Raw genomic sequence first — 20,303 nt, 5'->3', positions numbered from 1 at the left:
CCTCCTGCCCCCCACCGCTCGCAGGCTCGCGGCGGGCCCCTGCAGGAGGGCCGATCACGCGGGTTCGAGCTCGCGCTCGGGCTCGGGGGACCGGCGGCGGGACAGGCGGCTCGGCCACCAGGTGCGGTCGCCGAGCAGCGCCACCGCCGAGGGCACCAGCAGCGAGCGGACCACGAAGGTGTCGAGCAGCACGCCGAACCCGACGAGGAACGCCAGCTGGGTGAGGAACAGCAGCGGCAGCACCGCCAGCGCCCCGAACGTCGCCGCCAGGACCAGCCCGGCGCTGGTGATGACCCCGCCGGTGACGGCCAGCGCGCGCAGGACGCCGTCGCGGGTGCCGTGCCGCGCGGACTCCTCCCGCGCCCGGGTCATGAGGAAGATGTTGTAGTCGATCCCCAGGGCGACCAGGAACACGAACCCGATCAGCAGGATGCCCGGATCACTGCCCGGGAAGCCGAAGACGCCGTCGAACAGGAGCGCGGCGACGCCGACCGTCGCGCCGACGCTGAGCACCACGGTGGCGACCAGCAGCAGCGGCGCCACCAGCGAGCGCAGCAGCAGCGCCAGGACGACCGTGATCACCACGAGCACGCTCGGCACGATCACCCGCAGGTCGCGCGCGGCGGTCTCCCGGGCGTCGAGGTTGCTCGCGGTGTCGCCGCCCACGAGGGCCGCCGGGTCGGCGTCGTCGAGGGTGGCCCGCAGGTCCTGGACGACGTCGATGGCCTCGGTGCTGTCGGCCGGGACGGCGAGGGTGACGTCCAGGCGCACCAGCCCGTCGACGACGAGCGGGTCGGCGCCCGGGGGACCGCCGGTGAACGGGACGGCCGACGCCACGCCCTCGGTCGCCGCGGCCGCCTCGGCGACCTCCGGCCACGTCCCCTCCGGCGTGACGACGACGGTGGGGCTGCCCGAGCCGGCGTCGAAGTGGCGGGCCAGCGCCTCCTGCCCGTCGACGCCGTTGGACTCCCCGCGGATGGCGTCGCTGAAGGTGATGCCACTGGCGTCGTAGGTGGGCGCGAACACCGCGGCGGCGACCAGCGCCAGCGTGCTGAGGGCCAGGACGCGCCGCGGCCGGCGGCCGACCAGGGCCGCGACCCGCCGCCACCCGCGCCCCTCGCGGGGCTGGTCCCCGACGTGCGGGCGGAACGGCCAGAACGCGGCGCGGCCGAGCAGGGCGAGCGCGGCCGGCAGGAAGGTGAGCGCCGCGACGACGGCGAGCGCCACGCTCACCGCCGAGATCGGCCCGAGCCCGCGGTTGGACGCGAGGTCCGAGAAGAGCAGGCAGAGGACGCCGAGGACGACGGTCGCCCCGGAGGCCACGATCGGCTCCCACGAGCGGCGCAGCGCCACGTGGATGGCGGTGAACCGGGACGGCTCGCGCTGCAGCTCCTCGCGGAAGCGGGCGACCAGCAGCAGCCCGTAGTCGGTGGCCGCGCCCACGACCAGGATCGCCGCGATGCCCTGGCTCTGGCCGTTGACGGTGATCAGGTCGGCGTCGGCGAGCAGGTAGGCGACCGCGTTGCCCGCGGTCAGCGCGAGGCCGGCGGTGCCGATGACCAGGAAGGGCAGCAGCGGGCTGCGGTAGACCACCAGCAGGATGAGCAGCACGACGCCGAAGGCCGCGGCCAGCAGCAGCCCGTCGATCCCGGCGAAGCCGTTGGCGAAGTCGGCGAAGATGCCGCCCGGGCCGGTGACGAAGGTGTCGGTGCCGTCGACGGCGATCACGGCGCGCAGGTCCTCGACCACGGCCACGATCTCGTCGCCCAGCTCGGGGGTCAGCGGCAGCACCGCCTGCACCGCCTCGCCGTCCTCCGAGGGGATCGGCGGCGAGGTCTGCCCGGCCAGGGCGCCGGCCTCCTCGGCGACCGCGGTGGCCTCGGCCAGCGCCTGCCCGACGGCGTCGAGGGTGGCGGGGTCGAGGGGCTCGTCGGCCTCCCACAGCAGGACCGCGGGGATGGCCTCGGTGGGGGAGAAGGCCTGGGTGAGCTCCGCGACGCGCGTGGACTCCGCGCTGTCGGGGAGGAAGGCGGCGGTGTCGTTCTCCTGGAGCCCGGTGAGCTGGCCGCTCAGGGCGCCCAGCGGGCCGGCGGCGCCGAGCCAGGCCAGCAGGACGAGGAGGGGGAGCAGCCAGCGGACCCGACGGGCCATGGTGGAATCCTCTCGAGGGCCGATAATCTCGATGTTCGAGAGATTAGGGGGTGGGCAGGTGTCGCGCAACGACGACGAGCGGGTGGAGGTCACCCTGCTGCTGCGGCGGCTCACGGTCGAACTCGACGCCGTCGGTCAACGCTTCGCCGAGACCCACCACCTCGGACGCACCGACGTCCGCGCGGTGACCGCGATCATGGACGCGGCCCGGGCCGGGGAGCCGCTGACCGCGGGCGCACTGGGCGCCGCGGTGGGGCTGAGCTCGGCGTCGGTGACCGCGCTGGTCGACCGGCTGGAGCGGGCCGGCCACGTGCAGCGCGTGCGCGACCCGGCCGACCGGCGCCGCGTCGTCCTGCAGATGACCGAGCCGACGATGGCGGCCGGCGCCGCCTACTTCGGCGGGCTTCAGCGGGAGCTGCTCGCGGCGATGGAGGACCTCACCGACGCCCACGTCGCCGTCGTCCGGCGCTGGCTGACCGCGATGACCGACGTCATCGCCCGCCACGCCCGGGCATAGGAAGCGATCCGCACGGATCGGTGCCCGGGACGTGCGGATCGCTTCCCGTGCCCGGTACCGGGCGGGCAGCGCCGCGTCGTCCACCCGCCGCCCTCCCGCGTCCGGTCAGAGGTAGAGGCCGGTGGACTCCTCGATCCGCTCCGCGGCGACGGCGTGCACGTCGCGCTCGCGCAGGATGATCAGCTCCTCGCCGTGGACCTCGACCTCGTGCTGGTCCTCCGGGGAGAACAGCACCTGGTCGCCGACCTTCACCTGCCGCACGCTCGAGCCGACCCCGCGCGCCTCGCCCCACACCAGCCGCTTGGCCACCTGGGCGGTCGCCGGGATGAGGATGCCGCCGGTCGAGCGCCGCTCGCCGTCCTCCTTGCGGAGGGCCACGAGGATCCGGTCGTGCAGCATCTTGATCGGCAGCCCGCTGCCCTTGGCGACGTCGGATGGCACGGTGATCACGGTACGCGCGGGGGGCTCGGCCTCCCGCTAGCCCCAGCCCAGCTGGTGCAGGCGCTCGTCGTCGATGCCGAAGTGGTGGGCGATCTCGTGGACGACGGTGACCGTCACCTCCTCGACCACCTCCTCGGCGGTCGAGCAGACGTCGCAGATGGCCTCGCGGTAGATCATGATCCGGTCCGGCAGCGCGCCGCCGTACTGCCAGCCGCGCTCGGTCAGCGCGTACCCCTCGTAGAGGCCCAGCAGGTCCGGCTCGTCCTCGTTGCGGTCCTCGACCAGCACGACGACGTTGTCCAGCAGCGCCAGGAGCTCGGCCGGCACCGCGTCCAGCGCGTCGGCGACCAGCTGCTCGAAGACCTCCCGGGGGAGCGGCCTCACCAGCTGGTGGGCAGCGGGCGGCCCTCCTCGTAGCCGGCCGCGCTCTGCACCCCCACCACCGCCCGCTCGTGGAACTCGTCGATGGTGCGGGCCCCGGCGTAGGTACACGACGAGCGGACCCCGGCGACGATCCCGTCGACCAGGTCCTCCACGCCGGGACGGGCCGGGTCGAGGTACATCCGCGACGACGAGATGCCCTCCTCGAACAGCGCGGCTCGGGCACGGTCGAACCCGCTCTGCTGCGCCGTCCGCGCCTTGACCGCGCGCGCCGAGGCCATCCCGAAGGACTCCTTGTACAGCCGGCCGCTGCCGTCGTCGTGGATGTCCCCGGCGCTCTCGTAGGTGCCCGCGAACCACGAGCCGACCATCACGTTGGCCGCGCCGGCGGCCAGCGCCAGGGCGACGTCGCGGGGGTGGCGCACCCCGCCGTCGGCCCACACGTGCTTCCCGAGCCGGCGGGCCTCGGCGGCGCACTCCTCGACGGCGGAGAACTGCGGCCGGCCGACGCCGGTCATCATCCGCGTGGTGCACATGGCGCCCGGGCCCACGCCGACCTTGACGACGTCGGCCCCGGCCGAGACCAGGTCGCGGGTGCCCTCGGCGGTGACCACGTTACCCGCCACCACCGGCACCGACCCGGCCACGGACCGGGCCGCGCGCACCGCCTCGACCGCCTTGTCCTGGTGGCCGTGCGCGGTGTCGACGACGAGCACGTCGACCCCGGCGGCCAGCAGCGCGGAGACCTTGCCCGCGACGTCGCCGTTGATCCCGACGGCGGCCGCGGTGAGCAGCTGCCCCTGCGCGTTGACCGCGGGCGTGTAGACCGTCGAGCGCAGCGCGCCCTTGCGGGTGACCACGCCGACCAGCCGCTCGCCCTCGACCACCGGCGCGGCGCTGACCCGCTCCTCCGACAGCACGTCGAAGACCTTCGGCAGCTCGGTGCCGGCCGGGATGGTCAGCGGGTGCTCGGCCATGACCTGGGAGAGCTGGCTGAACCGGTCCACGCCCTGGCAGGCGCCGTCGGTGACCACGCCGACGGGCACGCCGTCCTCGACCACCACGACGATGCCGTGCGCGCGCTTGGTCATCAGCGACAGCGCCTCGCCCACGGTCGAGCCGGGGGACAGGGTGATCGCGGTGTCGTAGACGGGGTGCCGGCCGTGCACCCAGGAGACGACCTCGCCGACGACGTCGACGGGGATGTCCTGCGGCAGCACCGCAAGGCCGCCGCGGCGGGCGACGGTCTCGGCCATCCGCCGGCCGCTGATCGCGGTCATGTTCGCGACGACGACCGGGATGGTCGTGCCCACCCGGTCCGGCGTGGTCAGGTCGACCTCGAGCCGGGAGCCGACGGTGCTGTGGTCGGGCACCATGAACACGTCGGCGTAGGTCAGGTCGGTGGGCGGGCGCTGACCGTTGAGGAACCGCATGCCCCCAGTGTCCCGTACCGGACGCCGGACGTGCCGGTCCTCACGCGGTGCGCCGGGCCCCCAGCACCGCGGACACGGCGACGGCGGCCAGCCCGGCGCCGGCCACCAGCACGAGTGCGGTGGCGCCGGCGCCCAGGCTGGAGACGAGCGCGCCGACCAGGGCCCAGGCGGCGGCGAGGACGAACGCGGGCTGTCCGTGCAGGGACCAGGCCAGGACCGCGGCGGTGAGCGCGGCGCCGACGACGAGCAGCGCGGGGACGAGGGTGCCGACGGTCAGCCGGCCCGGGAGGACGGTCGCCGCGTTGACCCACACCGCCGCGCTGGCCCACCCGGCGTAGAGGCCGACGCTGCCGGTCAGGAGGAGACGGGTCACGCGGTCGGCCGGCGTCCGGACGAGGACGCGCAGGCACACCAGCAGGGCGGCCAGCATGCCGGCGAAGACCGGCACGGTCAGCGCCGGCCACCGGGCCGCGGCCACGAGCCAGACGACGAACCCCACCTGCGCCACCGACAGCGGGACCTGCACCCGCCGCCACGGGTCGGCGGTCGCGCGGCGCAGCGGGAACCCGTACACGGCGGCGGCGAGGCAGCCGAGCACCACCGGGCCCCAGATGGCGAAGAAGGGTCCCGGCGGCACGATCACCGGGTCGCTGCCCGAGCCCTGGTCGAACCCCGCCAGCGGCGGGCTCACGGCCTGGCCGAGCGCGGTCGCCAGCAGCAGCCAGCGCCCGCGGCTGCCCGGTGGGGTGGCGGTCACGGCGGTCTCCCTCCCGGTCGGTGCACCGTCTTCGCGCGCGGCGGTGCGCCCGGATGCGGACGTGCGCTGGAGTGCGCTCCGCACCGAGCATGCCGGGCGTGCGGCAGGTGACGGGACGGGCGGCCGACGGGGTGGACCAGCTGCACGAGGGCCCCGCCCTGCGCACGCAGGAGATCGACGAGTACCGGGACCTGATCGCCCGCGGCCCGGACGGCGAGAGCGAGGACGCCGCCCGGGTCCCGTGCCCGGGCGACGAGCGCGCCACCCTGTCGTGAGCGCCGGCCGCGTCCACCCCGCGGGGGGTGGACGCGGCCTGCGTGCGCGGGGCGGGCCCGCGCGCCCCACCTACGATCGGTACGTGATCGACCTGCGCCTGGTGCGCGAGCACCCCGACGTCGTCCGTGCCAGCCAGCGCGCCCGCGGCGCCGACGAGTCCCGGGTCGACGCGCTGCTGGCCGCCGACGAGGCCCGCCGCGCCGCCGTCAAGCGCGCCGACGACCTGCGCGCGGAGCAGAAGACGGCCTCGCAGGCGGTCCGCGGCGCGAGCAAGGAGGAGCGGCCCGCCGTCCTGGAGCGGGCGAAGGCGCTCGCCGCGCAGGTCAAGGAGGCCGAGGAGGCCCAGCGCGCGGCCGACGCCGCGCTGCGCGAGGCGCACCTGGCGCTGGCCAACGTCGTCCACGACGACGTCCCGCCCGGCGGCGAGGACGACGCGGTCACCCTGCGCACCGTGGGCGAGGTGCCGTCCTACGACTTCGAGGTCCGCGACCACCTGCAGATCGGCGAGGCGCTCGGCGCCATCGACGTGGAGCGCGGCGCGAAGGTCTCCGGCGCCCGCTTCTACTTCCTCACCGGCCCCGGCGCGCTGCTCGAGTTCGCCCTCGCCCAGCTGGCGATCAGCCGCGCGGTGGCCGCCGGGTTCACCCCCGTCGTCGCGCCGGCGCTGGTCAAGCCCGAGGCGATGGAGGGCACCGGCTTCCTCGGCGAGCACGACGAGGAGGTCTACCGGGTCGAGCGCGACGACCTGTACCTCGTCGGGACCTCCGAGGTGGCGCTGGCCGGGATGCACGCCAACGAGGTGCTGGACCTGTCGGCGGGGCCGCGCCGCTACGCCGGCTGGTCGTCCTGCTTCCGCCGCGAGGCCGGGTCCTACGGCAAGGACACCCGCGGCATCATCCGCGTGCACTGGTTCGACAAGGTCGAGATGTTCACCTTCTGCCGGCCCGAGGAGGCCGCCGCCGAGCACCTGCGGCTGCTCGCCTGGGAGGAGGAGTTCCTCCAGGCGCTCGAGCTGCCCTACCGGGTGGTCGACATCGCCGCCGGCGACCTCGGCACCAGCGCCGCCCGCAAGTACGACATCGAGGCCTGGTTCCCCAGCCAGGGCACCTACCGCGAGCTGACCAGCACCTCGGACTGCACCACCTTCCAGGCCCGCCGGCTGGCCATCCGGTACCGCGACGAGGACGGGAAGCCGCAGACGGCGGCCACGCTCAACGGCACGCTGTGCGCGATCGCCCGCACCATCGCCTGCCTGCTCGAGGTGCACCAGCGCGCGGACGGCTCGGTGCACGTGCCGGCGGCGCTGCGGCCCTGGCTGGGCGGGCACGAGGTCCTCACCCCCGGCATGACCCTGGCCGCGCCGGTGCCCGCGTGAGCAGCCAGCCACCGGCCGCGCTCCCGGTCCCGGGGGCGGTGCCGGAGGCCGGCGACGTCGTCGACCTCGGCGGCGTGCTCGACGAGCTCGGGACCTGGCGACCGCGGCTGGTGGCCACCGACCTCGACGGCACCCTGCTCGACTCCTCCGGCGAGGTCAGCCCCCGCACCCGCGCGGCGCTGGACGCCTGCTGGGCCGCCGGCATCCCCGTCGTCGGGGTCACCGGCCGCGGGCCGCGGCTGGTCGACAGCGTGCGGGCGGCCCTCGGCGGCCGCGGCATCGCCGTCCTCGCGCAGGGCGGCTACGTCGTCGACCTCGAGCACGACGAGGTGCTGCGCACCGTCGGCCTGCCGCGCTCGCAGGCCGAGACCGTCGTCTCCCGGATCGAGGAGGTGGCGGGGGACCTCGTGCTCGCCGTCGAGGACGCCGCCGAGCAGGCCGAGGCCCGCGCGGCGCTGCGCGTGCAGCACGGCTTCGACTGGCCCTACCCCGAGCCCGCGCACCTGCTGCCCCGCCACTCGGTCATCCCCGAGGGCGCGGTGCTCAAGGTGTTCCTGCGCTCGTCCACGCTCGGGCAGGACGAGCTGCTCGCCCGTGCCCGGCGCGTCGTCGACCCGGCCGAGGCCGAGCTGACCCACGCCGGCCTGGGCTTCATCGAGGTGCTGCCGCCGGGTGTCACCAAGGCCACCGGCCTCGCCGTCGCGCTCGAGCACCACGGCGTGGCCCTGGGCGACGTCCTCGTCTTCGGCGACATGCCCAACGACCTGCCGATGATCGGCGCGGTCACCGACGCCGGCGGGCACGCGGTCGCGGTGGCCAACGCGCACCCGGCCGTCCGCGCGGCCGCCCGCGGCCGCACCGGCGGGCACGACGCCGACGGCGTCGCCCGCTACCTCGAGGCGGTGCTGGCCGGTGTCTGACCGGATGCGCGATGTCTGACTGGAAGCCGCGGCTGATCGCCAGCGACATGGACGGCACGCTGCTGCGCTCCGACGACACCGTGAGCCCGGGGACGGTGGCCGAGCTGGAGCGGTGGCGGACCGACGGCGTCCCGGTCGTGCTGGCCACCGGCCGCCCGCCGCGCTGGATGCACCGCATCCGGCAGGTCCTGGGCCGGGGCACCGCGGTCTGCTGCAACGGCGCGGTGCTGCTGGACCTGGAGACCTTCGAGATCCTCGAGGAGGAGGCGCTCCCGCCCGCGGTCCTCGAGGAGGTCACCGCGGGCCTGCGCCGGGTGCAGCCGGACACCTGGTTCGCCGTCGAGTACGGCCTGGAGTTCCGGCACGAGCCGGTCTACCGACCGCGCTGGGACGTCGACGCGCCCGGCGTCGCCGAGGCGCCGCTGGAGGAGATCGTCGCCGTCCCCGCGGCCAAGCTGCTGGCCCGCCACGAGGACATGGGGCGCGACGAGTTCGTCGCCCTGGTCGAGGACGTCGTCGGCGACCGCGCGACGGTGACCAACTCCTCGTCCGACGCGCTCGCGGAGATCTCCGCCCGCGGGGTCACCAAGGCCACCGGGCTGGCGCGGGTGGCCGCCCGGCACGGTGTCGACCCCGCCGACGTCGTCGTGTTCGGGGACATGCCCAACGACATCGCGGCCTTCGACTGGGTCCGCGAGGGCGGCGGCCGGGCCGTCGCCATGGCGCACGCCCACCCGGACCTGCTCGCCGCCGCGACCGACGTCACGGGCACCAACGACGACGACGGCGTCGCCGCCTTCCTCGCCTCGCTCTGAGCCGACTCAAGCCCGCCGCCGGGCTGCCGATGTGGAACGCGACCGATCGCGCGCCACGGAGGGCAGCACATGAGCACCACCCCGACCCGCGTCCCGCAGACGCCTCCCGCCGAGTCCGCGACGGGAGGGTGGGGCCTGCGCACGCGCCTGCTGGGCGCGATCCTCGTCGTCGCCCTGACGACGATCGGCATCGGCGTCTTCGGGATCGACCGGATGGCCAGCCTCAGCGACCGGGCCGACCGGGTCTACACCGACGGCGCCCTGCCGGTGGCCGGCCTGCAGCAGCTGCAGGTCGACTGGTGGCAGCTCATGACCCACACCGCGCGGGCCAACATCGTGACCCTGCCGGCGGAGAGCCGCGCCTCGGCGCAGCAGAAGGCCGGTGAGGCCGCGCAGACGCTCACCGAGGACACCGCCGCGGCGGCCGGGCTGCCCATGTCCGCGGAGACCCGCGCGTCCTACGAGGAGTTCGTCGCCGCCTCCCAGGGCTACCTCGCCGACCTGCAGCTCCTGGTCGCCGGGGCGACCCCGACCGGCAGCACCCTGCCCCTGGCGGAGCAGCAGGCGATCATCACCCGCCTCAACGCCAACGAGGCCGTCATCGCCGACTCCCTCGCCGCGGCCACCGAGACCGCCCGTGTCGACGCCGAGGCGACCGCCACCGACGCCGCCGACGCCTACGCGGCCGCCCGCACCCTGACCCTGGTGATCATGGCCCTGGGCCTGGTCGTCGCGATCGTGCTCGCGGTGCTCGTCGCCCGCAGCGTCACCCGGCCGGTCGAGCGGATCCGCGAGGTGCTCGGCAAGGTCGCCGGCGGCGACCTGCGGATGCGCGCCGGGGAGACCGGCGGCGGCGAGCTCGGCGAGGTCGCCCGCTCGCTGGACCGCACGCTGGACTCGCTCAGCGGCGTGCTCGTGCTCGTCCGCGACTCCGCCGGCCGGCTGCAGGGCGCCTCCACCCAGCTCGACTCCGCCGCGAGCGGCATCGCCGAGTTCTCCCGCGCCGCCTCCGACCAGACCGACGCCGTCGTCGCCTCCGCCGGGGAGGTGGCCGCCAGCGTCGACACCGTCGCCACCGGCTCCTCGCAGATGGAGACCGCGATCCGGGAGATCGCGCACAACGCCGCCGAGGCCGCCCGCGTGGCCGGTCAGGCCGTGGACGTCGCCGAGACGACGACCCGCACGGTCGGCAAGCTCGGCGACTCCTCGCAGGAGATCGCCACGGTCGTGAAGCTGATCAACGGCATCGCCGAGCAGACCAACCTGCTCGCGCTCAACGCCACCATCGAGGCCGCCCGCGCCGGGGAGGCCGGCAAGGGCTTCGCCGTCGTGGCCAGCGAGGTCAAGGAGCTCGCGCAGGAGACCGCCCGGGCGACCGAGGACATCTCCCGCCGGGTCGAGGCCATCCAGGCCGACACCGCCGGCGCCGTCGAGGCGATCAGCCGGATCAGCGCCGTCATCGGGGAGATCAACGACTTCCAGGCCACGATCGCCGCGGCGGTCGAGGAGCAGACGGCGACCACCAACGAGATGAACCGCAACGTGGCCGAGGCCGCCGGCGGCTCGCGGGACATCGCCACCGCCATCGGCGGGCTGGCCGCCGGCACCCAGCAGACCGGTGCCCGGGTCGCCGACGCCCAGCGCGCCGCGGCCGAGCTCGCCCGCATGAGCGGCGAGCTGCAGGAGGCCGTGGCCCGCTTCGCGGTCTGACCCGCACCCCCGCACACGACAGCGGCGCCGTCCCCTCGGGGGCGGCGCCGCTGTGCACGTCCGCGGGAGTGCACGACCGAGGTCTACAGGTACTGGCCACCGCCGGGGCGGTGCTCGGCCGTGCCCGGGGGCAGCGCCCGCCCGCGCCGGATCTCCTCCAGCTGCGCCCGGGCGGCCATCTGCTGGGCGAACAGCGCCGTCTGGATGCCCTGGAAGACGCCCTCCAGCCAGCCGACGAGCTGGGCCTGGGCGATCCGCAGCTCGGCGTCCGACGGCGTCTCGCCCTCACCGAAGGGCTGGGTGATCCGGCGCAGCTCCTCGGACAGCTCCGGCGCCAGGCCCTCCTCCAGCTCGCGGACCGACGAGGTGTGGATGTCCCGCAGCCGGGCCCGGCTGGCGTCGTCGAGGGGCGCGGCGCGGACCTCCTCGAGCAGCTGCTTGATCATCGTGCCGATCCGCATGACCTTGGCGGGCTGTTCGACCATGTCGCCCACGGTCGTCGCGCCGTCGCCGTCGCCGTCCGGGCCGCCGGCGGGCACGGGCATCGCGCCGACCGGTCGTCCGTCGGGACCCACGACGACGACCTGCTGCGGACGCTCCATGCCGTTTCCCGGTGCCGTCATGCACCCATCCTCCCCCTTGCCGTCCCGGGGTGGACGCGGGGCGGTGGGGTGCCCGGGTGCGGCAGCGGTCCCGGTGCAGCGCCCAACTAGGGTCGCCCGCATGCACCCGGGGGAACCACGGCTGGACGTCGCGCGCGTCCGTGGCCTGTTCCCCGGCCTCTCCGACGGCTTCGTGCACACCGACGCCCCCGGCGGCACGCTGATGCCCGAGAGCGTCGTGCACGCCGTCTCCTCGGCGATGCGGGTGCCGGTGGCCAACCGGGGCGGGGTCTTCCCGTCGTCGTCGCGCACGGAGGGCCTGGTGGCCGCGGCGCGGTCCGCGGTCGCCGACCTCGTGGGCGGGGTGTCCACCGGCGTCGTCCTGGGCCCGAACGCCACCTCGCTGGTCTACGCGGTCGCCCGCGCGCTGTCGCGGACCTGGCGCTACGGCGACGAGGTGGTGGTCAGCCGCCTCGACCACGACGCCAACATCCGGCCCTGGCTGCAGATGGCCGAGCAGGTCGGCGCCGTCGTCCGCTGGGCCGAGGTGGACATCGAGACCGGCGAGCTGCCCGCCTGGCAGTACGACGACCTCATCACCCCGCGCACCCGCCTGGTGGCGGTGACGGCGGCCAGCAACGCGATCGGCACGCGGCCCGACGTCGCCGCGATCGCCGCCCGCGCGCACGCCGTCGGGGCACTGGTCTTCGTCGATGCCGTCCAGGCCGCACCGCACGTGTACCTCGACAAGACCGCCCTGGGCGCGGACTTCGTGGCCGTGTCGGCCTACACCTGGTGCGGCCCGCACGTGGGCGCGGTGGTCGCCGACCCGGCCCTGCTCGCCGAGCTCGCCCCCGACCGGCTGCTGCCCACGCCCGACCGCGTCCCCGACCGCTTCGAGACCGGCACGCCGCCGTACGAGCTCTACGCCGGGGTCACCGCCGCCGTCGACCACCTGGCCGGCCTGTGCGACGACGCCACCGGCAGCCGCCGCGACCGGCTGCGCGCCTCCATGGCCGCCGTCGCCGCGTACGAGTCCGGCCTGTTCGACTGGCTGGACCAGGCGCTGCGGGCCATGCGGCACGTGCAGGTGGTCGGCTTCCCCGAGCACACCACGCCGACGCTGTCGTTCACCGTGCCCGGCATGCGCCCGCGGCAGGTGGCCGCCGAGCTGTCCCGGCGGGGCATCTGCGCCTGGGACGGCGACTTCTACGCCCGCGAGCTGTTCGACGCGCTCGGCGTCAACGAGCTCGGCGGCGCAGTCCGGCTCGGGCTCGTGCACTACAACACCGCCGAGGAGGTCGGCTACGTGATCGACTCGGTGGCGGCGCTGCGCGGCGCGCTGCTCTAGGCCCCCGTCCCTACGCGTCGGGGAGCAGCAGCACCTTCCCGATGTGCTCGCTGGCCTCGACGACGCGGTGCGCCTCGGCCGCCCGCGACATGGGCAGCCGCCGGTCGACGATCGGCCGGACCACGCCGCGCTCGACGTCGGGCCACACCTCCGCCCGCACCGCGGCGACGATGTCGGCCTTGCCGCCCGGGCCGGCCGGCGGGCGCGAGCGCAGCGCCGTGGCCGCCACCGAGGCCCGCTTGGCCAGCAGCTTCGCGAGGTCCAGCTCCGCCCGCGTGCCGCCCTGCATGCCGATGACCACCAGCCGCCCGCCGACGGCGAGGGCGTCGACGTTGCGGGCCAGGTACTTCGCGCCCATGTTGTCCAGCACCACGTCGACGCCGGCGCCGTCGGTCTCCTCGCGCACCCGCTCGACGAAGTCCTCGGACTTGTAGTCGATCGTCACCTCGGCGCCGAGCTCGCGGCAGAACTCGAGCTTGGCCGCGCTGCCGGCGGTGGTGAACACCCGTGCGCCGGCCCGGACGGCGAGCTGGACGGCCATCGTGCCGATGCCGCTGGACCCGCCGTGCACGAGGAACGCCTCACCCCGGCGCAGGCCGGCGAGCTGGAAGACGTTGGACCAGACGGTGCAGGTGACCTCGGGCAGCGCGGCCGCGGTGGCGAGCTCCACGCCGGCGGGGCGGGGGAGCAGCTGCACGGCCGGGACGGCGACCCGCTCGGCGTACCCGCCGCCGGCCAGCAGCGCGCACACCTCGTCGCCGACGGACCAGCCGGTCACGCCCTCGCCGACCTCGCTGACGATCCCGCTGCACTCCAGGCCCAGGACCTCGCTGGCGCCCCTCGGCGGCGGGTAGTGGCCGGCCCGCTGCAGCAGGTCGGCCCGGTTGACGGCGGTGGCCGCGACGTCGACGACGACCTCGCCGGGACCGGCCACCGGGTCGGGGACCTCACCCCAGCCGAGCACCTCGGGGCCGCCGGGTCCACTCGCGATCACCGCACGCATGGCCCCGACCCTAGGAGGACCCTCTCGCCCCCCACCTCCCGCGAGCGTGCTCTCAGGTACTCGGTGCCGGCGCCACGGCGGCCGTGGCGCCGGAGACGGTGAGGCAGCGCCCGCCCCCGGGTCCGCTCACCAGGTCGGCGAGCACCCCGCCCAGCGCCCGCCGGGAGACGTGCATCCCCTCGGTGTCGCCGGACGGCGAGGTCGCGGCCGGCTCGTCGCCGTCGGTGAGGTAGACCGGCTGGACGACCGTCCAGTCCAGGCCGCTGTCCCGGACGAGGCGCTCCTGCCGCTCGTGGTCGGCGATCTGCGGCCGCAGCAGGAGGGCGAACACCAGCCGGGCCGACAGCGGCAGCCGGTCGCGCGTCTCCCCGACGCCGTAGGAGGACTGGACGACCAGCCGCAGGACCCCGTGCTCCCGCATCGCGGCGACCACCGCGGCCGTCCCCCGTGAGCGGACGTCGGGCGGGGTGCCGCGGCTGCCCAGCAGGCGCACCCGGAGCGGGTGCTCGCTGATGCCGAGGGTCACCACGACGGCGTCCTGCCCGCGGACCGCCCGCGCCACGTCCCCGGGCGCCGTGGCGTCGCCGTCCACGGCCCGGACGCCGGGACGCCCCGTGTACGCGGCCGACGCCCGCCGGGCGAAGGCGGTCACCTCGTGTCCCTGCCCGGCCAGCGCCTCCACGGCCGCCCGTCCCGATCCACCCGTCGCACCCACCACCAGAACGCGCACGTCCCTGCTCCTCCCGGTCCCGCCGGCGCCGGTCGCCGGCCACCGTCGACACTGGCGGCCGGGGCGGCCGGAGCCCATGACCGCGCGTCCGCGGTCGGTGCCCGTCCGTCCGGCGGACCTGGACGCCCGGTGCGGACGTCAGCAGGCTGGGACCGTGCACGCGGACGCCGGGACCGACGGGGACCACACCCGGCCCTGGGCGCCGGTCGACCCCCTCGGCGGCGTGCTGGCCGACCTCCGGATCCGTGGCACCTTCTACTGCCGGGCGGAGGCGACCGCGCCGTGGGGCGTGGAGATGCCCGCCCTCGCCGGGTGCATGAGCTTCCACGTCGTCACCCGGGGCGCCTGCCTGCTCGAGGTCGACGGCGAGCGCCACGAGCTCGGCGTCGGGGACCTCGCCCTGGTCCCGCACGGCCGCGGGCACCTGCTGCGGAGCGGCCCCGGGGCGCCGGTCGCCGGGCGCGCCGACCTGCTGCCCCAGCGGTACCTGGGCGACCACTACTCCGTCCTGCGGCTCGACGGCGGCGGGTCCCCGGCGACGATGGTGTGCGGGGTGGTCGAGCCCGACCGGCCCGGCGCGGCCCACCTGCTCGGCCTGCTCCCGCCGGTCCTGGTCGTCGACGGGTCGGACCCGGCCCGGACCGGCTGGTTGCCGCTGCTCCTGCGGGTCCTCGCCGACGAGGCCGCGGTGGACCGGCCCGGGGCGGAGGCCGTGATCACCCGGCTCGCCGACGTCGTGGTCGTCCAGGCCGTCCGGGCGTGGCTGGACACCGCGGCCACGGGCCCGGGGTGGCTCCGGGCCCTGCGCGACCCCCAGGTGGGGCGGGCCGTGGCGTCGCTGCACCGCGAGCCCGGCTCGGCCTGGACGCTGACCCGGCTGGCGCGGGAGGCCCGCATGTCGCGCTCCTCGTTCGCCGCCCGGTTCACCGAGCTGGCCGGCGAGCCGGTGATGCACTACCTGGCCCGCTGGCGCATGCACCTGGCCACGGTCGCCCTGGGGCAGGGGGCGCGGGTGGGCGAGCTGGCCGGGAGCCTGGGCTACGAGTCGGAGGCGGCGTTCTCGCGCGCGTACAAGCGGATCGTCGGCGTCCCGCCGACCGCGACCGGGGCGGCCGCGCGACGCTCCTGAGTCGGCCCGCGGCGCCGTCCAAGCAGGCCACAAGCCCCCTGCAGGGGCCGGGCGGCACCGTCTGCGCCATGACCACGACGAGCACCCCGACGACGACGTCCCCCGCCCGCTGCGCGCCCGCCCGCCGCGGCGCCGTCCGGCACCTGGGCGACCACGCCCTGCTGCACCGGGCGCTGCGCTCGGGCACCCGGGTGGTCGCCGACGCCCTGACCGGCATCGCCTACGACGAGTCCTGCTGCCCCGAGCGGCAGCGCGAGCTGGTCCGCTGGACGAGCGGTGTGCTGGCCGAGGTCCGGGCGCACGCGGTGCTGCGCCGGCGGCTGGAGGCCGCGGTGTCCCGCGTCGTGCTGCCCGGCGGGGGCCCGGACCTGCGCCGCCCGGGTGGCGACACCGCCCTCGACGAGGCGCTCACGCGGGCCGTCCTGGCGCTGCCGCTGTTCGCCCGCGACGTGAGCGCCGGTGCCCCCGCCCTGGCCGTCGCGCTGACCGACCTCGCCGACCTGGTCGCCGCCCGGCTGGACGCCGAGGAGGCCGTCGTGCTGCCGCTGGTCGACGAGCACGTGTCCGCCGCCGAGCGCGCCCGCGTCGAGCGGGCCGCCCGCCGGGGCCTGCCCGCAGGTCAGGCGCTGTTCTCGCTGCCGTGGCTGCTGGACGCCTGCCACCCCGCCGAGCGGGTCGCGGTGCTGGAGACGGCCTCCCGCCCGGCCCGGCTGGTCCTGCGGTTCGCCGGCGCCCGCCACGGGCGCACCCGCGACGCCGTCCTCGGCACGCCCTGGTGACCCCGGGGACGGCAGCGGGCCGGCTCCCCCGGAGGGGAACCGGCCCGCTGTGCAGGACCGCTAGGCCCGTGCCTTCAGGTCCTTGCGCAGGATCTTGCCGGCCGCGGACTTGGGCACCTGCTCGATGAACTCCACCGCGCGGATCTTCTTGTGCGGGGCGAGCCGGCTGCCGGCGAAGTCCATGACGTCCTGCTCGGAGATCTCCGCGCCGGGCGCCTTGACGACGAACGCCTTGGGCAGCTCCTCGCCGCTCTCCTCGTCCTTGACGCCGATGACGGCCGCGTCGGCGATGGCCGGGTTGCTCAGCAGCACGGCCTCGAGCTCGGCCGGGGCCACCTGGTAGCCCTTGTACTTGATCAGCTCCTTGACCCGGTCGACGACCGTGTAGCAGCCGTTCTCGTCGACGATCGCGACGTCGCCGGTGTGCAGCCAGCCCTCGTCGTCGAGGGTCTGGGCGGTCGCCGTCGGGTTGTTGAGGTAGCCCTTCATGACCTGCGGGCCGCGGACCCACAGCTCCCCGCGCTCGCCGGGAGCGGCGTCGGTGCCGGTCTCCGGGTCGACCAGGCGGCACTCGGTGTTGGGCAGCGCCAGGCCGACCGAGCCCTTGGGCACCTCGGTGACGCCCTCGGGCAGGCGGTTCGCGTCCGGGGTGGTGTGCGAGACCGGCGACAGCTCGGTCATGCCGTAGCCCTGCGCGACGACGACGCCGTCGGCGGCGCCCTTGCGCAGCCGTTCCTGGGCGGCCTGGGCCAGTGCCTCGTCCAGCGGCGCGGCCCCGGAGGTGATGCTGCGCAGCGAGGACAGGTCGAACTGGTCGACCATCGGGTGCTTGGCCAGCGCCAGCACGATGGGCGGCGCGACGAACGCGCGGGTGATCTTCTGGTCCTGGATCGTGCGCAGGAACTGCTCGAGGTCGAACCGCGGCAGGGTGACCACGGTGCCGCCCCACTGCAGGCCCTGGTTCATGAGCACGGTCAGGCCGTAGATGTGGAAGAACGGCAGGACGGCGATGATCCGCTCGTCGCCCTCGACCAGCTCCACCAGCGGGCGGGACTGGCTGACGTTGGCCACCAGGTTGCGGTGGGTGAGCATGACGCCCTTGGGCAGGCCCGTGGTGCCGCTCGAGTAGGGCAGCGTGACCAGGTCGTTCGCCGGGTCGATGTCCACCTCGACGGACGGCGCGTCGCTGGTGATCAGGTCCAGCAGCGAGGCGTGACCCTCGGCGCCGTCCATGACGATGACCTCGTCGACCGGCGTCTGCTCGGTGGCCTCCAGCGCCCGGTCGAGGAACGGCGAGACGGTGACGAGCACCTTCGCGCCGGAGTCCTTGAGCTGGTAGGCCACCTCGTGGGCGGTGTAGAGCGAGTTGATCGGGCTCATCACCAGGCCGGCGCGGGCGATGCCGTGGAAGACGACCGGGTACCACATGGTGTTCGGGCACAGCACCGCGACGACGTCGCCCTTGCGCAGGCCGCGCGCGGCGAGGGCGGCCGCGACCCGGTCGACGTAGGTCGCCAGCTGGCCGTGGGTGATCGAGTCACCGCTCAGCCCGTCGACCAGGGCCGGCGCGTCCGGGCGCGACGCCCCGCCGGCGAGGACGAACTCGGGGACCGACTGGTCGGGGATCTCGACGTCGGGGTAACGACTGGCCAGAGCCACGGTGCTCCTCCTCGGGGGTGCGTAGTGGCGCCAGTCTCACACCCCGGGTGTGTCGCAGGGCACGGGGGTCACTCGGCGTGACGATCAGCGCGGCCAGAGCACCGACTGGGTGCACCGGAACAGCGCCAGCGTCCTCCCGGCGTCGGCGGCGACGACGGCGTCCCACACCTGCGTCGTCCGGCCGGCGTGCACGTTCGTCGCCACCGTGCGCAGCCGGCCCTCGCGGAGGGTGCCGAGGAAGTTGCTCTTCAGCTCGATGGTCGTGAACCCGGCCGACCCGTCGGGCAGCAGGGCGCGGGTGGCCAGGCCGCAGGCGGTGTCGGCCAGCGCGACGACGGTGGCCGCGTGCAGGTAGCCGTTGGGCGCGAGCAGCTCGGGGCGGACGTCGAGCGCGGCCTCGAGCCGGCCGGGCTCGTGCGCGGTGACGGTCAGCCCGATCAGCCCGGGCAGCGTGCCCGGCAGCAGCGTGTTGAGCTCGTCGGCGGTGAGGAACCCGGGAGCGGCCATGGCCGCGACCGTAGCGCCCCACCACCGGGGGACCCGGCGGCGTCAGGGGGCGGAGTCGGCCCTCGTCCGGCGGAAGCGGCGGCGGTGGGTGCGGACCCGCTCGCCGTCGGTGCGGCGGCGCAGGTGCAGCCGCTCGCGGTGCGCCTCGGCCGAGTGGACGACGGTGACCGGGCACGGCGCGTGCAGGACGCACTGCAGGCCCGTCGAGCCGAGCAGCACGCTGGAGAACCCGCCGTGCCCCCGGCTGCCGACCACCAGCAGGTCCGCCCCCACCGACTCCCGGACCAGCCCGTCGGCCGCCGAGCCGAGGGCGGCCGTCACGTGGATCACCGGGTGCGGCTCCGGCACCTCGCGGAGCACCTCCTCGACGAACGCCTCGGCCCGCTCCACCGCCGCCGCCTCGGCCCGGTCGTAGTGGACGTCGCCGACCACGTCGAAGTCCATCCACGCCTCGGGCGGGCGGTACACGGTGACCGCCTCGACGGGCACGTCCCGGCGGACGGCGTCCTCGAGGGCGAACCGCAGCGCGGCCCGCGCCCCCGCCGACCCGTCGACGCCCACCACCACCCGCGGCCCGTGGGCCCGGGACTCCTCGACGCCTGCGGCCTGCTCGGTCATGACGGCCTCCCCGGCACCGTCCCCGCGGGACCCGGCGCCCCGGCGGGCGACCCGAGCATGATCCGTCCGGGCGCGCGGCGGAAGGGGCCTCCGTCGCGCCGCGGCAGACCACCGTCCGCGCGGTGGGGTGCCCGGCCTCGCGCTGCAGGGTGAGGCCGGGCACCGCGGGGTGACGACGGCGGCCGGCGGACCGGCGCCCGGCCGGCTCAGGCGAGGCCGCGGGTGGTCCGCGCCGGCGGACGGTCCCCGCGGATGGCGGCGACCATGTCCAGCGTCTGGCGGGTCGCGGCGACGTCGTGGGCGCGGAACACGCGGGCGCCCAGCCACGCGCTGACCGCCGTCGCGGCGAGCGTGCCGGTCAGCCGCTGCTCGAGCGGGACGTCGAGGGTCTCCCCGACGAAGTCCTTGTTCGACAGCGCCACCAGCACCGGCCAGCCGGTGGCCACGAGCTCGTCGAGCCGGCGGGTGGCCTCCAGCGAGTGCCGGGTGTTCTTGCCGAAGTCGTGGCCGGGGTCGACCAGCACCCGCTCGCGGTCCACGCCGGCGGCGACCGCGGCCTCGGCCAGCGCCGTCGTCCGCGCGACGACGTCGGCCACCACGTCGTCGTACCGCACCCGGTGCGGCCGGGTCCGCGGCGGCAGGCCGCCGGCGTGGGTGCACACGATGCCCGCGCCGGCCTCGGCCGCGACGCCCGCCAGTTCGGGGTCGACGCCGCCCCACGCGTCGTTGACGACGTCCGCCCCCGCGGCGAGCACCTCCCGGGCGACCTCGGCCCGCCAGGTGTCGATCGAGATCGGCAGGTCCGGGTGGGCGGCGCGGATGGCGGCCACCAGGTCCACGGTGCGGCGGATCTCCTCGGCGGGGGAGACCTCCGCGCCGGGAGCGGCCTTCACCCCGCCGACGTCCACCACGTCCGCGCCCTCGGCCACCACCCGGTCCACCCGCTCGACCGCGGCGGCCAGCTCGTACGTCGCCCCGCGGTCGTAGAAGGAGTCCGGCGTGCGGTTGACGATCGCCATGACCACCAGCCCGCCGTCGGGCACGTCCCGCCGGCCCAGTCGCAGCACCCCGTCGCCTCCGTCCCGGCCGATGTGGTGGAGTCAGCCAACCAGACCACCGGCGGTCGGGACCGAGGGACACAGGAGGACA

General features: G+C 75.9%; 21 protein-coding genes. 9 read left to right on the top strand and 12 right to left on the bottom strand.

Features of this window, described 5'->3' with window-relative positions; all coding sequences use genetic code 11:
* Positions 1-54: 54 nt before the first annotated feature.
* Entirely contained in the window at positions 55-2,151 is a 2,097-nt protein-coding gene (locus ACI798_RS19735; RefSeq protein WP_457048729.1) for an MMPL family transporter, read from the bottom strand.
* A gap of 58 nt (positions 2,152-2,209) precedes the next feature.
* Here ACI798_RS19735 and ACI798_RS19730 point away from each other — a divergent pair, with 58 nt between their 5' ends.
* Positions 2,210-2,668 (top strand): MarR family winged helix-turn-helix transcriptional regulator, encoded by a 459-nt coding sequence (locus tag ACI798_RS19730; protein ID WP_456941459.1) that lies wholly within the window; start codon positions 2,210-2,212, stop codon positions 2,666-2,668.
* 105 nt (positions 2,669-2,773) lie between these two features.
* On the opposite strand, the gene ACI798_RS19725 is transcribed toward ACI798_RS19730, so the two are convergent.
* The 4 genes from ACI798_RS19725 to ACI798_RS19710 are packed head-to-tail and all read right to left on the bottom strand — an operon-like array spanning position 2,774 to position 5,680.
* A complete protein-coding gene (locus tag ACI798_RS19725) occupies positions 2,774-3,109 on the bottom strand; it encodes a GroES family chaperonin (RefSeq protein WP_456941458.1) in 336 nt (111 codons plus the stop codon).
* Positions 3,110-3,145: 36 nt separating this feature from the next.
* The gene (locus ACI798_RS19720; RefSeq protein ID WP_456941457.1) at positions 3,146-3,493 is read right to left on the bottom strand and encodes a metallopeptidase family protein; all 348 of its coding nucleotides are present in this window, start codon (positions 3,491-3,493) and stop codon (positions 3,146-3,148) included.
* Positions 3,490-4,923, bottom strand: coding sequence for a GuaB1 family IMP dehydrogenase-related protein (locus ACI798_RS19715; protein ID WP_456941456.1), 1,434 nt, complete (start codon positions 4,921-4,923; stop codon positions 3,490-3,492). Before ACI798_RS19715 ends, ACI798_RS19720 begins: the two co-directional genes overlap by 4 nt.
* A gap of 40 nt (positions 4,924-4,963) precedes the next feature.
* Positions 4,964-5,680, bottom strand: coding sequence for a hypothetical protein (locus tag ACI798_RS19710; RefSeq protein WP_457048728.1), 717 nt, complete (start codon positions 5,678-5,680; stop codon positions 4,964-4,966).
* Between the two features lie 98 nt (positions 5,681-5,778).
* Here ACI798_RS19710 and ACI798_RS19705 point away from each other — a divergent pair, with 98 nt between their 5' ends.
* The 5 genes from ACI798_RS19705 (at position 5,779) to ACI798_RS19685 (ending at position 10,776) form a co-directional block, all read left to right on the top strand.
* Positions 5,779-5,955: a hypothetical protein gene (locus ACI798_RS19705; RefSeq protein WP_456941454.1), complete on the top strand. Its 177-nt coding sequence runs from the start codon at positions 5,779-5,781 to the stop codon at positions 5,953-5,955.
* 83 nt (positions 5,956-6,038) lie between these two features.
* Positions 6,039-7,331 carry a serine--tRNA ligase gene (gene serS / locus ACI798_RS19700; protein WP_457048727.1) on the top strand — a complete coding sequence of 431 codons (1,293 nt, stop codon included), beginning with the start codon at positions 6,039-6,041 and terminating at the stop codon, positions 7,329-7,331.
* The gene (locus ACI798_RS19695) at positions 7,328-8,251 is read left to right on the top strand and encodes an HAD family hydrolase (RefSeq protein WP_456941452.1); all 924 of its coding nucleotides are present in this window, start codon (positions 7,328-7,330) and stop codon (positions 8,249-8,251) included. The genes serS and ACI798_RS19695 overlap by 4 nt, the downstream gene beginning before the upstream one ends.
* An 11-nt stretch (positions 8,252-8,262) precedes the next feature.
* Positions 8,263-9,066 carry a Cof-type HAD-IIB family hydrolase gene (locus ACI798_RS19690; RefSeq protein ID WP_456941451.1) on the top strand — a complete coding sequence of 268 codons (804 nt, stop codon included), beginning with the start codon at positions 8,263-8,265 and terminating at the stop codon, positions 9,064-9,066.
* A gap of 69 nt (positions 9,067-9,135) precedes the next feature.
* The gene (locus ACI798_RS19685) at positions 9,136-10,776 is read left to right on the top strand and encodes a methyl-accepting chemotaxis protein (protein WP_457048726.1); all 1,641 of its coding nucleotides are present in this window, start codon (positions 9,136-9,138) and stop codon (positions 10,774-10,776) included.
* A gap of 83 nt (positions 10,777-10,859) precedes the next feature.
* Here ACI798_RS19685 and ACI798_RS19680 read toward each other — a convergent pair whose 3' ends face one another.
* A complete protein-coding gene (locus ACI798_RS19680) occupies positions 10,860-11,399 on the bottom strand; it encodes a bacterial proteasome activator family protein (RefSeq protein WP_456941449.1) in 540 nt (179 codons plus the stop codon).
* A gap of 100 nt (positions 11,400-11,499) precedes the next feature.
* Between ACI798_RS19680 and ACI798_RS19675 the strand changes: the two genes are divergently transcribed.
* Positions 11,500-12,729, top strand: coding sequence for a cysteine desulfurase-like protein (locus ACI798_RS19675; RefSeq protein WP_456941448.1), 1,230 nt, complete (start codon positions 11,500-11,502; stop codon positions 12,727-12,729).
* Positions 12,730-12,739: 10 nt separating this feature from the next.
* Here the strand turns inward: ACI798_RS19675 and ACI798_RS19670 are convergent, their stop codons facing one another.
* Together ACI798_RS19670 and ACI798_RS19665 are read right to left on the bottom strand one after the other, a co-directional pair.
* Positions 12,740-13,732, bottom strand: coding sequence for an NAD(P)H-quinone oxidoreductase (locus tag ACI798_RS19670; RefSeq protein WP_456941447.1), 993 nt, complete (start codon positions 13,730-13,732; stop codon positions 12,740-12,742).
* 52 nt (positions 13,733-13,784) lie between these two features.
* Entirely contained in the window at positions 13,785-14,462 is a 678-nt protein-coding gene (locus ACI798_RS19665; protein ID WP_456941446.1) for an NAD(P)-dependent oxidoreductase, read from the bottom strand.
* Positions 14,463-14,616: 154 nt separating this feature from the next.
* Between ACI798_RS19665 and ACI798_RS19660 the strand changes: the two genes are divergently transcribed.
* On the top strand, positions 14,617-15,591 hold the full coding sequence (locus ACI798_RS19660; protein WP_456941445.1) for an AraC family transcriptional regulator: 975 nt from the start codon (positions 14,617-14,619) through the stop codon (positions 15,589-15,591).
* 68 nt (positions 15,592-15,659) lie between these two features.
* Positions 15,660-16,370 carry a hypothetical protein gene (locus tag ACI798_RS19655; protein ID WP_457048725.1) on the top strand — a complete coding sequence of 237 codons (711 nt, stop codon included), beginning with the start codon at positions 15,660-15,662 and terminating at the stop codon, positions 16,368-16,370.
* A gap of 60 nt (positions 16,371-16,430) precedes the next feature.
* Here the strand turns inward: ACI798_RS19655 and ACI798_RS19650 are convergent, their stop codons facing one another.
* From ACI798_RS19650 to folP, 4 genes are all read right to left on the bottom strand, one after another.
* Positions 16,431-18,029, bottom strand: coding sequence for an AMP-binding protein (locus tag ACI798_RS19650; protein ID WP_456941443.1), 1,599 nt, complete (start codon positions 18,027-18,029; stop codon positions 16,431-16,433).
* Between the two features lie 84 nt (positions 18,030-18,113).
* A complete protein-coding gene (locus ACI798_RS19645) occupies positions 18,114-18,536 on the bottom strand; it encodes a PaaI family thioesterase (protein ID WP_456941442.1) in 423 nt (140 codons plus the stop codon).
* A gap of 42 nt (positions 18,537-18,578) precedes the next feature.
* On the bottom strand, positions 18,579-19,154 hold the full coding sequence (locus tag ACI798_RS19640) for a universal stress protein (protein ID WP_456941441.1): 576 nt from the start codon (positions 19,152-19,154) through the stop codon (positions 18,579-18,581).
* 206 nt (positions 19,155-19,360) lie between these two features.
* Positions 19,361-20,221, bottom strand: coding sequence for a dihydropteroate synthase (gene folP / locus ACI798_RS19635; RefSeq protein ID WP_456941440.1), 861 nt, complete (start codon positions 20,219-20,221; stop codon positions 19,361-19,363).
* Between the last annotated feature and the right edge of the window lie 82 nt (positions 20,222-20,303).

Source organism: Geodermatophilus sp. SYSU D01045 (assembly GCF_054050295.1).
Note: the sequence above shows the minus strand (reverse complement) of the source record. Positions and strands in the feature narration are given on the sequence as shown.